Annotated in this window: 8 protein-coding genes; 4 read left to right on the top strand and 4 right to left on the bottom strand. The window is 70.9% G+C overall.

Translation table 11 applies throughout. The features are described from left to right. Positions 1 to 102 precede the first annotated feature (102 nt). Positions 103 to 2,586, top strand: coding sequence for a leucine--tRNA ligase (gene leuS / locus AB0J64_RS09955; protein ID WP_364023485.1), 2,484 nt, complete (start codon positions 103 to 105; stop codon positions 2,584 to 2,586). A gap of 85 nt (positions 2,587 to 2,671) precedes the next feature. On the opposite strand, the gene AB0J64_RS09950 is transcribed toward leuS, so the two are convergent. Further along, on the bottom strand, positions 2,672 to 3,640 hold the full coding sequence (locus AB0J64_RS09950) for a TIGR03557 family F420-dependent LLM class oxidoreductase (RefSeq protein ID WP_364023482.1): 969 nt from the start codon (positions 3,638 to 3,640) through the stop codon (positions 2,672 to 2,674). Between the two features lie 50 nt (positions 3,641 to 3,690). After that, entirely contained in the window at positions 3,691 to 4,110 is a 420-nt protein-coding gene (locus tag AB0J64_RS09945; protein WP_344989263.1) for a hypothetical protein, read from the bottom strand. A 122-nt stretch (positions 4,111 to 4,232) separates the two neighbouring features. On the opposite strand from AB0J64_RS09945, the gene AB0J64_RS09940 reads away from it, so the two are divergent. Further along, on the top strand, positions 4,233 to 7,379 hold the full coding sequence (locus AB0J64_RS09940; protein ID WP_364023479.1) for a PDZ domain-containing protein: 3,147 nt from the start codon (positions 4,233 to 4,235) through the stop codon (positions 7,377 to 7,379). 161 nt (positions 7,380 to 7,540) lie between these two features. Here the strand turns inward: AB0J64_RS09940 and AB0J64_RS09935 are convergent, their stop codons facing one another. Continuing rightward, positions 7,541 to 8,650 (bottom strand): aminotransferase class I/II-fold pyridoxal phosphate-dependent enzyme, encoded by a 1,110-nt coding sequence (locus AB0J64_RS09935; protein ID WP_364023477.1) that lies wholly within the window; start codon positions 8,648 to 8,650, stop codon positions 7,541 to 7,543. 65 nt (positions 8,651 to 8,715) lie between these two features. Between AB0J64_RS09935 and AB0J64_RS09930 the strand changes: the two genes are divergently transcribed. Further along, positions 8,716 to 9,558 carry an aminoglycoside adenylyltransferase domain-containing protein gene (locus AB0J64_RS09930; RefSeq protein WP_364023474.1) on the top strand — a complete coding sequence of 281 codons (843 nt, stop codon included), beginning with the start codon at positions 8,716 to 8,718 and terminating at the stop codon, positions 9,556 to 9,558. A gap of 505 nt (positions 9,559 to 10,063) precedes the next feature. Here the strand turns inward: AB0J64_RS09930 and lexA are convergent. Then, positions 10,064 to 10,771 (bottom strand): transcriptional repressor LexA, encoded by a 708-nt coding sequence (gene lexA / locus AB0J64_RS09925; RefSeq protein WP_364023471.1) that lies wholly within the window; start codon positions 10,769 to 10,771, stop codon positions 10,064 to 10,066. 1,253 nt (positions 10,772 to 12,024) lie between these two features. Here lexA and AB0J64_RS09920 point away from each other — a divergent pair. Continuing rightward, positions 12,025 to 12,396 carry a LysM domain-containing protein gene (locus AB0J64_RS09920; protein ID WP_364023468.1) on the top strand — a complete coding sequence of 124 codons (372 nt, stop codon included), beginning with the start codon at positions 12,025 to 12,027 and terminating at the stop codon, positions 12,394 to 12,396. The last annotated feature ends 343 nt before the right edge of the window (positions 12,397 to 12,739 follow it).

Below are 12,739 nucleotides of genomic sequence, written 5' to 3'. Positions count from 1 at the left end.
TGACACGTGCGTTCCGCGACCCTGCTTCTTAGCGGGCCGCGACGGCCCTGAAGATTCCCGCCGTCGCGGCTACCCCTCGTTGTGTCCACGGGGGGTTTTCTTATGGGTCCGAATCAAGCCAGAAGGACAGTAGCCGTGAGTGAGTACGATCCGCAGGCGCTGCAGGCCAAGTGGCAGCAGCGATGGGAGGAGCAGGAACCCTACCGGGCGAACGAGGACCCGGCGGACCCGCGCGAGCGTCGCTACATGCTCGACATGTTCCCCTATCCGTCGGGCGACCTGCACATGGGTCATGGCGAGGTGTTCGCCATCGGCGACGTCGTCGCGCGTTACTGGTTCCAGAAGGGCTACAACGTCCTGCACCCGATCGGCTGGGACTCCTTCGGCCTGCCCGCGGAGAACGCCGCGATCAAGCGGAACGCCCACCCGGCCGAGTGGACCTACGCCAACATCGAGACGCAGGTCACCTCGTTCAAGCGCTACGGCATCTCCTTCGACTGGTCGCGCCGCCTGCACACCAGCGACCCCGACTACTACCGGTGGAACCAGTGGCTGTTCAACCGGTTCTTCGAGCGCGGCCTGGCCTACCGCAAGGGCGGCCTGGTCAACTGGTGCCCCAACGACCAGACCGTGCTGGCCAACGAGCAGGTCGTGGCGGGCAAGTGCGAGCGCTGCGGCGCCGACGTCATCCGACGCGAGCTGACGCAGTGGTACTTCAAGATCACTGACTACGCGCAGCGCCTGCTGGACGACATGGACCAGCTGAACGAGGGCTGGTCCGAGCGGCTGCTGACCATGCAGCGCAACTGGATCGGCCGCTCCGAGGGCGCCGACGTGCTGTTCGAGATCGAGGGCCGCGACGAGCCGGTGCACGTCTACACCACGCGGCCCGACACGCTGTTCGGCGCCACGTTCTTCGTGGTCGCCGTGGACGCCAAGCTGGCCGACGAGATCGTCACCGACGAGCAGCGTCCCGCCTTCGAGGCCTATCGCGCCGAGGTCGCCAAGCTGAGCGACATCGAGCGGCTGTCCACCGACAAGGAGAAGACCGGCGTCTTCCTGGGCCGCTACGCGATCAACCCGGTCAACGGCGAGCGCATCCCGGTCTGGGCGGCCGACTACGTGCTGTCCGACTACGGCCACGGCGCCATCATGGCCGTGCCCGCCCACGACCAGCGCGACCTGGACTTCGCGCTGAAGTTCGAGCTGCCGGTGAAGGTGGTCGTGCACACCGGCCTGGCCGACCCGGGCGAGACCGGCGAGGCCACGCCGGGCGAGGGCACGCTGGTCAACTCCGGGCCGCTGGACGGCCTGACCAAGGCCGAGGCCATCTCCAAGATCATCGAGATCCTGGAGCGCGATGGCAGGGGCACGCGCGCGGTCAACTTCCGGCTGCGCGACTGGCTGCTGTCCCGCCAGCGGTTCTGGGGCACGCCGATCCCGATCATCCACTGCGGCGACTGCGGCGAGGTGCCCGTCCCCGACGACCAGCTGCCGGTCACGCTGCCCGACATGCGCGGCGAGGCGCTGGCGCCCAAGGGCGTCTCCCCGCTGGCCAGCGCCACCGAGTGGGTCAACGTCGAGTGCCCCAAGTGCGGCGGCGCGGCCAAGCGCGACACCGACACGATGGACACGTTCGTCGACTCGTCGTGGTACTACCTGCGTTACTGCTCGCCCGGCTACACCGACGGCCCGTTCGACGTCGAGCAGGTGCGCAAGTGGGGCCCGATCGACCAGTACGTCGGCGGCATCGAGCACGCGGTGCTGCACCTGCTGTACTCGCGGTTCTTCACCAAGGTCCTGCACGACATGGGCATGGTCGACTTCACCGAGCCGTTCAGGCGCATGCTGAACCAGGGCCAGGTGATCAACGGCGGCAAGGCCATGTCCAAGTCCCTGGGCAACGGCGTGGACCTGGGCCAGCAGATCGACGACTTCGGCGTCGACGCCGTACGCCTGACCATGATCTTCGCCGGGCCGCCCGAGGACGACATCGACTGGGCCGACGTCTCGCCGGCCGCGTCGCAGAAGTTCCTGGCCCGCGCGCTGCGCGTCATGTCGGAGGTGTCCTCCGCGCCCGGCGTGCCGTTCGAGACCGGCGACGTGGAGCTGCGCAAGGTCACGCACCGCACGATCGACGAGGTCACCAAGCTGGTCGAGTCCTACCGCTTCAACGTCGCGGTGGCGCGCATGATGGAGCTGACCTCCGCCGCCCGCAAGGCCATCGACTCCGGTCCCGGCGCCGGCGACCCGGCCGTGCGCGAGGCCGCGGAGACGCTGGCGATCATGCTGTCGCTGGTGACCCCGTACACCGCCGAGGAGGGCTGGGAGCGGCTGGGCCGCACCGGCCCCGTCGCCTTCGCCGGCTGGCCTTCCGCCGTGCCGGAGCTGCTGGTGCAGGAGTCGGTCACCTGCGTCGTGCAGGTGGCGGGCAAGGTGCGCGACCGGCTGGAGGTCTCGCCTGACATCAGCGAGGAAGCGCTGCGGGAGCTGGCCCTGGCCTCGGAGAAGGTGGCGCCCTACCTGACGAACAGCCCCCGCAAGGTGATCGTCAGGGCTCCCAAGCTGGTCAACATCGTCCCGTGACCATCTGAGTCCCGCACCGTCCCGGGCGAGTGCCCGGGACGTGACCGGCCTTCAGCCGCCACGCGCGGCGCGTTCACGGGGGCGGTCAGAGGCTGCGGAGGGCCGGGAGGAGTTCCTTCTCCGCCCAGTCGAAGAACGGCTCCTGCTGGTCGTGCCCGACCTGGACGAGCGCCACGTGCGTGTAGCCCGCGTCGGCGTACTTCCTGACGCCCTCCACGACCGCGTTCACGTCGCTGCCGCACGGCACGCTCTCGGCCACGTCCTCCGGGCGCACCGTGCCGGCGGCGGCGGCGAAGTTCACCGGCCCCGGCAGCTCGGCCATGACCTTCCAGCCGCCGCACGCTGCCCACCGCCAGAGCTTGTGGGCCCGCTGCTTGGCGGCCTCGGCATCGGTGTCGTACGCGAGGGCCAGCTGCCCGTAGACCGGCTTGCCCTGCCCGCCCGCGGCGTTGAACTGCTTGACCACGTCCGCCATCGGATCGTTGACCACCAGCATGTCGCCGTACTCGGCCGCGATCTCCGCGGACTGGCCGCCCGAGGCGGCGATGGCGAGCGGGACCGGCCGGTCGGGCAGGTCGTAGAGCTTGGCCGAGTCCACGTCGTAGAACTCGCCCTGGTAGGTGACGTAGTCGCCGCTGAACAGCTCCTTGATGATCTGGACCGCCTCGGCGAACATCCGGTGCCTGGTGTCCACCGGCGGCCATCCCTCGCCGACGACGTGCTCGTTGAGGTTCTCGCCCGCGCCGAGGCCCAGCGTGAACCTGCCCTCGCTGAGCACGCCCATCGTGGCCGCCTTCTGCGCCACGACGGCCGGGTGGTAACGCATGATCGGGCAGGTCACGTACGTCATGAGCGGCAGCCGCTCGGTGACCTGGGCCGCGGCGCCGAGCACCGACCAGCAGTACGGCGAGTGCCCCATCTCCTCGACCCACGGGAAGTAGTGGTCGGAGATGACCGCGTAGTCGAAACCGATCCGCTCGGCCGTCGCGGCGTAGTCGACCAGCTCCCGTGCCGGAGTCTGTTCGGACATCAAGGTGTAGCCGATTTGTACCATGCGTCCCGGGCTACCCGTGTTTGTCCGCCTTAGTGGTGGCGGACCGGAGATCATCGGTCGATGAGCTCCTCGACCACCAGCGAGAGGCCGATTCCCAGCAGCCAGACGTCCTTCACCAGCGCGATGCCCTGCTCGGACGGGCGCAGGCTGCCCTCCCGCCGCATCCCCGGCGTCTTGAGATACAGCCCGAGCAGCCCTGCCGCGAACCCCGTCAGTGCGGCCCCCGCCAGCAGCGACGGCACGAAGGGGGCCAGCAGCGCCGTCCCGAGCGCGATCTCGCTCCTGGAGAGCAGCTTGGCGAAGGCCACCGGGTCCATGTCGCGCAGGAACGGGTAGGTGCCCGAGGCCATGCCGTGCAGGCCCGCCGCGGTCTGCTCGTCGGCGTCGACCTTGCCGAGTCCGGAGTTCAGGATGACGGCCCCGGCCGCCAGGCGTGCCGGGAACTGGTGTGTACGGGCGAGAAGCTTCATAGTTCTTGCCCTTCCCGTACATTTCCGGCGCATCCCGCACTTGGCCGTTCACGGGACGTGGCAGGGCCGCCCGGGGGACAATTCTTGGGCTGACCTTGGCGGGCGGGCATTAGTGTGCACCTGTGACAAATGGCGCATACCTGAGATACCCGCATGTGCACGGCGACGTGGTGACCTTCGTCGCCGACGACGATATCTGGCTGGCTCCCCTGTCCGGAGGCAGGGCCTGGCGGTTCACCGCCGACCGGGCACCGGTGTCGCACCCCAGGTTCTCGCCCGACGGCGCCCGCATCGCCTGGACGAGCGGCAAGGAGGGCGCGCCCGAGGTGTTCGCGGCGGAGATCGACGGCCCTGAGGGCGATCGGCTGACCTACTGGGGGAGCGCCACGACCGGCGTGCGCGGGTGGACGGCCGAGGGCGACGTCATCGCGATCACCTCCGCCGGGGAGAGCGAGCGCAGCAGGAACTGGGCGTACGCGGTGCCGCTCGACGGGGGACCGGCCACGCGCCTGCCGTACGGGTGGGTCAGCGACGTGGCCGTGGACGGCGCGCGGGTGGCCACCGTGTCGGCGCTGTGGCGCGAGCCGTCCCAGTGGAAGCGGTACAGGGGCGGCACGGCCGGCAAGATCTGGGTCGACACCGAGGGCGACGGCGAGTTCACCCGGCTGTTCGCCGACAGCACGGCGCAGTACTGGTCGGTCAGCTGGGTGGGGGACCGGATCGTCTTCCTGGCCGACATCGACGGTGTCGGGAACGTCTACTCCGCCCTGCCCGACGGCTCCGACCTGCGCCGGCACAGCTCCCATGAGGAGTTCTACGCCCGTCACGCCGCGAGCGACGGTGAGCGGGTCGTCTACAGCCACGCCGGTGACCTGTGGCTGCTGGAGAGCCTGGACGCGGAGCCGTACCGGCTGGATGTGCGGCTGGGCGGGCCGCGACCGGGACGGGCCAGGCGCCCCGCGCCGCTGCGGGTCGGCTCGTTCTCGCCGGACGCGACCGGGCGGGCCAGCGCCGTGGAGATCCGCGGGACCGCGCACTGGGTGACCCACCGCGACGGGCCCGTGGGCGCGCTGCGGGCGGAGCCGGGCGTCCGGGTACGCCTGCCGCGCGCCATCGACGCCGACGGGCGCGCCGTGTGGGTGTCGGACGCCAGCGGGGAGGACGGGCTGGAGATCGGCGCGCCGGGCGGCGAGATCAGGACGCTGGCCGCCGGGCAGCTCGGGCGCGTGCTCCAGCTCGAGGCCGCGCCCGACGGCAAGCACGTGGCGGTCGCCACGCACGACGGGCGCCTGCTGGTGGTCGACCTCGAGTCGGGGGACACCCGGGAGCTCGACCGGACCACGCAGGGGGACGTCAGCGGGCTGACGTTCTCGCCGGACTCGGCGTGGCTGGCCTGGGTGCATCCGCATGACGAGCCGCTGTCGCAGATCAGGATGGGCCGGGTCGACGGGACCTCGGTGATCGACGTGACGCCGGTGCGGTTCGCCGACTACGACCCGGTGTTCACCAAGGACGGGAAGCATCTGGCGTTCCTGTCGGTGCGGACGTTCGATCCGGTTTACGACGCGCACGTCTTCGATCTGTCGTTCCCCGTCGGGTGCAAGCCGTACATCGTGCCTCTCAAGGCCACCACGCCGTCGCCCTTCGACCCCTCGCTGCAGGGGCGCGGGTTCAACGGCGAGGACGACAAGCCGGGCAAGGACGACAAGAAGGACGACGAGCCGCCCAGGACCGAGGTCGATCCCGATGGGCTCTCCTCGCGCGTGGTGCCGGTGCCGGTGGCCGCCGGCCGCTACGGCAACCTGCGTACCACCAAGGACGCCCTGCTCTGGCTGCGCCACCCCCTCGCCGGTCAGCTCGGCGACGGCACCGAGTCCGCCGGCGAGAGCGTGCTGGAGCGTTATGACCTCAAGAAGCGCGCCAAGGCCGAGCTGGGCAGGGAGGTGCGCTCGTTCGAGGTGAGCGGGGACGGCGGCCGGCTCGTCACCAACGGCAAGAACGGCCTGCAGACCCGCGCCGCCACCGAGGGCGACGAGGTGGTCGGCATCGACCTCGACCGGATCACCGTCCAGATCGACCCGGTCGCCGAGTGGCGGCAGGGCTTCCGTGAGGCGGGCCGTCTCATGCGCGACCACTTCTGGCGCGAGGACATGAACGGCATCGACTGGCAGGGCGTGCTCGACCGCTACGAGCCCCTGGTGGAGCGCATCGGCGCGCACTCGGAGCTGATCGACCTGCTCTGGGAGACGCAGGGCGAGCTGGCCACCTCGCACGCCTACGCGTACAACAACGGCGGCGGCTACGACCCCCGACGCCGCCAGGGCCTGCTCGGCGCGGACCTGTCCAGGGACGGCGACGGGGTGTGGCGGGTCACCCGCATCCTGCCGGGCGAGTCCTCCGACCACGCCGCCCGCTCGCCGCTGCTCGCGCCCGGAGTGGCCGTCCGTCCCGGCGACGCGATCGTCGCAGTGGGCGGGCGCCCGGTGGATCCGGTACGCGGCCCGCTCGCCCTCCTGGCGGGCACGGCCGGCCAGCCCGTCGAGCTGACCGTGCGACCCGCCTCCGGCGGGGACACGCGCCGCGTCGTGGTCACCCCGATCACGGACGAGACCCAGCTGCGTTACCACGACTGGGTGGAGAGCCGCCGCGCCCTGGTCAGGGAGGCTTCCGGCGGCAAGCTCGGGTACCTGCACGTGCCCGACATGGCGCCGTGGGGGTGGGCGCAGTTCCACCGGGACCTGCGTACCGAGATGGCCTACGACGGGCTGGTCGTGGACGTGCGGGCGAACGGCGGCGGGCACCTGTCGGAGCTCGTGCTGGAGAAGCTGTCGCGCAAGGTCACGGCCTGGTCGCGGGCGCGCGGGTACGAGCCGATGCGGTACCCGGCGGACTCGCCCCGAGGGCCGATCGTGACGGTCACCGACGAGTTCGCGGGCTCGGACGGGGACATCGTCAGTGCCGGGATCAAGGTCCGCCAGATCGGGCCGCTGGTGGGGACGCGTACGTGGGGCGGGGTGGTCGGGATCGACTCGCGGTACTCGCTGGTGGACGGGACCCGGGTCACGCAGCCCCGTTACTCGTTCTGGATCGAGGGCCAGGGCTGGGGGGTGGAGAACTACGGCGTGGAGCCGGACATCGAGGTGGTGATCACGCCGCAGGACCGGGTGGCGGGGCGGGATCCGCAGCTGGACAAGGCGGTCGAGCTGGCACTGGCCGCCTTGGAGGAGCACCCCGCCGCCACCCCGCCCGACCTCCCGCCCCTTCCCTGACCCCGGCGGGCCGGTCCAGCCCTGGCCGCTCGGGCCGGGCCGTCTCGGTTCGGGGCCGGGCTGTCCTGCCGCTCGGACTGCCCAGGCGTCCGCCCGCGATGGTGCGCTTGCCATCGCGGGCGGGTCGTGTGTGCGTGCATGCGGTGCCAGGGGAGCCGGGGTCAGAGCACGCGAGCCAGGCGGTCGAGGATCTCGCTGAGGATCGGCTCCGTCGTGGCGAAGTTCAGGCGTACGTGCCCATCACCGCCGGGCCCGAAGATCGAGCCGTCGTTCAGGCGCACCTTGGCCTCCCGCTCGTACACCTCCGCCATCCCCGGCCGGCCTACGTGCAGCCACGCCAGGTACGTCGCCTCCGGAAGCCGGTAGTCGACGGTCGAGGGCAGACGGGAGGCGATCGTGTGGCGGTTGCGGTCGAGGAGGGCACGGGTGGACTCCAGCCAGGCGTCTCCGCGCCGCCACGCCGCCACCGTGGCCTCCACGCCGAACAGGTTCGCCGAGCCGTACAGGAAGGGCGGCTGCGCCTCCAGGGCCTTGCGGACACCCGCGTGTCCCACGTGGGCGACCGAGCAGCGGATGCCGCCCAGGTTGAACGCCTTCGTCGCGGACGTCAGCGTGACAGTGCGGTCGGGGAGGATCGTGGCGAACGGGATGTGCCGGTGCGGCTCGTAGGTGAGATCCGCGTGGATCTCGTCCGAGAGGACCAGCAGGTCGTGGCGTTCGACCTGCTCGGCCAGCGCGTTCAGCTCCTCGCGGGTGAAGACGCGTCCGGTCGGGTTGTGCGGGTTGACGAGGAGGAGCACCCGGCAGCCCGAGAGATCGGGCACCTCGAAACGCCACGAGTCCCCGTCGGACTCGAACTGGATGGGGTGAAGGGGGCGATCCATGACGTCCAGCGTCGTCAGGAACGGGTGGTAGGCCGGAGTGTGCAGGGCGACGCCGTCGCCAGGCCGGGTCCAGATCTGGAGGAAGACCTGGAGCGCCTGGTTGACGTCGTTGAACGAGCGCACGAGCGAGGGGTCGGCCGCCCAGCCGTACCGGTTCGTCATGCGTTCGGCGAACGCCTCCGCCAGCGGTCCGGCCGTGGGCTGGTCCAGCCAGGTGGGATAGCCGAGGTCTCCGGAGGCCCGCTGTTGGAGGGCCTCGATCACCTCGGGCGCGGTGGACAGGTCCATGTCGGCCACCCAGGCGGGGATGACGCCCGGCGCGACTTCTGCCCACTTGATCCCGTCGTGTGTTGCCTTGAGGTCTTCAGGGGTATATGCCTCACTCACCCGGCAATTCTAGGATTGTTGAATGTGATGAGGCGGCGACCCCCCGTGTGGCAGGCTGGGCGGCCATGACGCCCTACCCCAAGATCGATGCCATTGTCGAGACCTACCTGTCGGTGGCCGACGCGGAGGCTCCCGGGCTGGTGGAGGGTCTCTATCTGGAGGGCTCGGCGGCCCTGGGCGACTACCGGCCCGACACGAGCGACGTGGACTTCGTCGCGGTGACGGCCGCCGAGCCGCCGTTCGAGGTGCTCGAACGCATTCACACCCGGCTGGGCGCGTACCCGTTCGAGGGCTGCTACCTCACCTGGGACGACCTCCGCCTGGACCCCTCCGGGCTGGGGCCGCGCCCCAGGGCGCACGGCGGGAAGCTGCACCCCCGGGGCTACCTCAATCCGGTCACCTGGCACACGCTGGCCAGGCACGGCCTGACCTGCCGCGGACCCAAGCCGGACGAGCTGGAGCTCTGGCACGATCCAGCCGCGCTGGCCGCCTGGACGGACGACAACCTCGACCGCTACTGGCGACGCCTGGTGACCCGGGCCTCCCGACTGGCCGCGCCCTGGGGTCTGGCCAGCCTGGGCAACTACGGCACCGTGTGGATCGTCACGGGCGTCGCCCGGCTGCACTACACGCTGGCGACCGGCGAGATCACCTCCAAGGCGGGGGCCGGGCGGCACGCGCTGGAGGCGTTCCCGGAGCGCTGGCACCGTGTGGTGAACGAGGCGTTGCGCCTGCGCGAGGCAGACACCGCGCTGCCGACCGTCGCGAGCGCGGTGAGCGGGCTGGGCGACCACTTCGGCACGCCCAGGACCTCCATGTACGGCTCTCCGTTCGAGCGCAGGCGCGACGTGCTGGGCTTCGCCGATCAGGCGATCACGGCCGCGCACGAGTTGTACGCCGCCCGGTAGGGCTGCACGCGGGCTGCGACTCGGGCCGGCCGGCGTTGACGGCGGCTCGGGCCCGGGACCGAATGCGCGCACCACGCCTTGTCGGGGCGGCAAGGGATGTCAGCGGGATGAACGACTCGCGGAGCGGCAAGGGATGGCAGTGGACTGAGCGACCCGCGGGGCGCAAAGGGATGTAAGCGGGATGAACGACGCGGGGCGACAAGGGATGCCAGTGGACTGAGCGACCCGCGGTGCGGCCTGCGCCGGGCCCTGCTGTGGCGGAGCGGGAGGAATGGGCAGGGGCCGGCGACGTGCTCCTCAGCCGGTCGGCGGGCGCGGTGAAACGGCTCTGTGAGACGCCAAGGCCGACGTCTCAGTGTGCCCATGGGCTGACGTCACGGGGGATGTCGGGTGGCGACATGGTGATGCCCGCGAGGGCGTCCCCCGCGGGAGGTGTGTTCGGCGCGCGCCGGAACACGGCGCGTGTGAGATGACGCGCGCCGAGGCCCCTACAAGCCCTGGTCCGTTACAACCGGCGCAGGACCGCTACGACCTTGCCCAGGACGCTGGCCTCGTCGCCGGGGATGGGCTCGTAGTTGGAGTTGTGCGGAACGAGCCAGACGTGACCGTCCTTGCGCTTGAAGGTCTTGACGGTGGCCTCGCCCTCGATCATGGCGGCCACGATGTCGCCGCTCTCCGCCACGGGCTGCTGGCGTACGACCACCCAGTCGCCGTCGGCGATGGCGGCCTCGATCATCGAGTCACCAGCGACCTGCAACAGGAACAGCGTGCCCTCGCCGACAAGCTGCTTGGGCAGTGCGAAGACGTCTTCGACGCTCTCCTCGGCCAGGATCGGACCACCGGCGGCGATGCGGCCGACAAGCGGGACGTAAGCCGCCGTGGGGCGGCTGATCGTCGGCTCCTCGTTGGTGGCGTCGGGGTCGACCCACAGCACGGGCTCACCCGGGAGGCGCACCTCGAGCGCGCGCGGCCGGTGCGGGTCGCGTCGCAAATAGCCCTTACGCTGCAGCGCCGTCAACTGGTGCGACACGCTCGACGTGCTGGTCAGCTGAACCGCCTCGCCGATCTCGCGCATGGAGGGCGGATAGCCGCGCTGTTGCACTGAGTCGCGAATGACTTCGAGGATCTTGCGCTGCCTGGGCGTCAGGCCCAGAGAATCGCGCCGGCGCACCGCGAGGTCGCTGACCCCGTTTGCGCCATCCCGCTCACTCATGCTTTCCTCCTCGCCCGGCGGGCCGCCTCACCGGCGAACCTCCCGGTCCGTGGTCCTGATGTCGCACACAGCGACCGTATCTCGGTTGAAGATCATCTTCAAACAATTGTTCGAGTCTTCCTCGAAATTGTCGCCAGTGTGGTGTACAACATCGTACGGGAGTTCGATCGACACCGTGTTCGATTTGCTGATCTTTATTTGGCCTTTCCCTCAGGCCGCACGGCAGGAGGTCAATCATGCGAACACCCACAAATGCGGACACGACCAGCCAAGACGCCAAACGACTCACGCTCATCGCCGATGCCACGCAGAGTAACGATCGAGGAGACGATACGCGGACGGAGGCCGGTTTCAGCGGCAATTCCGGGAAGAGGTTGGGGCCCCGTACGAGTCGCGGGGGAAGGCCCCATTTGCGATTGGTCCCGCCACCGCGCTCCGGCGCCGACGCGGCCGTCACCGTATCGCCGGGCAAGGGGGAAGCCCGTGCGGACGGCGGTGGCGAGACGGTGCCTGGCCGGAGGTCCGGCGCGGACGGGAGGCCGCGGCGCCCGGGGGGTGGTGCCGATGTGGATCGGGGGATGGGGATGAACGATCGAGGGGTGGTACGACCACCTGCCGCGAACGCGCGGCCGCGGACAGCCGCGAAGGGGGGCGGGCTGGGCGGTTCTGGGGCAAGGGCGACGGCGAGTAGGCGGGGGGTCGGCGGTTCCAGGGGTGGTGGTGTCGAGGGTCCTCCACCGGATCTTCGGAATGCTCGCGAAGGTGTCGTCGGCGCGCGGGGAGGCGTGGCCGGGGGTGCCAGGGAAGGCGGTTCGGGCACGCGGGGGCGCGTGGCCGGGACTGCACGGGAAGGCGTTTCAGGCGCGGAAGGAGCCCGCGCCGGGGGAATGCGGGGAGGTTTGGCGGGGGATGCGCTGGTAGGCGCGCCCGGCGGTGCGCGGGATGGTGGATCGGCCGTCCAGAGAGGTCGTGCTGGGGGCATGCGGGGAGGCGTGCCGGGGACGGCGCGACAAGTCGGTCCCGGTGCGCGCGGAGGTATTGCTCGGGGTGCTCGGGGCGGTGGTGCTTCCGGGGCGCGGGGAGGCGCCGATGGTGCGGAAGCAGGCGTCGTGCGGGGAGGCGCTCGGGATGCTGAGGGTCGCGTCGTGCGCGGTGGCGGCCGGGATGCTGAGGGTCGCGTCGTGCGGGAGGGGCGCTCTCGGCGTGGTGTCGGCGGCGTCCGGAAGCGGAGCAGTCGGCCGTTGGGTCGGCGGGTGGCGAGATGGCGTGAGCGGCGGGCGGTGGCGCGGATGCGTCGGCGGTCCGCACCGCCGTTGCGGTTGACCCGGCGCGGGCGGGTCGTGGTGGTGGTCGCGATGGCGTTGCTGTCGCTGGGCGGGTTCTGGCTCGGCACGCGCGCGGCCGGGCACGCGGAGGTCCGGGTCGTGGTGACCGGCCACGCGGGCCTGCCGTGGGTGGAGGTGCACGAGGGCGACACGCTCTGGCACGTCGCCGAGGCGCTCGCCCAGGGGGACGATCCCGGCCCGGTCGTGGAGGAGATCAAGCGCCTGAACGGACTGTCCGACTCGCTCATCCGGCCCGGCACCCGGCTCTACGTCCCGGGCGACACCGCCGCCTTACGCTGATCGCCCGCCCACCCGCACACCCGCTGACCCGCACACCCGCGACCCGCACGTCCGCCGACCCGCTCACCCGCAGCCCACGGCCGGGATGAACGCGGACTCGCCCGTCCAGGCGTCACATCGCCCCCAGGCTGATGCGCTGGGTGTGGGGCGACATGGGAGGCATGGGGTCGGCCGGCACATCCACGCGCCCTGGTGGGAACGAGAGCTTGTGCCTGCCTCTGGTCTCAGGCGACGCCGTGCCCAGGGGTGACCGTCCGGGTGGAGGAGCCCGGTGGGCGGGTGGTGTTCGTGGGCGCAGGGGCGTCGGATAATTTTGTGAGGTTTGTTCACATGCGAGGCCGAC

This window comes from Nonomuraea sp. NPDC049695 (genome assembly GCF_040674955.1).
Taxonomy (GTDB): domain Bacteria; phylum Actinomycetota; class Actinomycetes; order Streptosporangiales; family Streptosporangiaceae; genus Nonomuraea; species Nonomuraea helvata.
The sequence above is the reverse complement of the archived record's forward strand: the minus strand, read 5'-3'. Positions and strand labels throughout refer to the sequence as shown.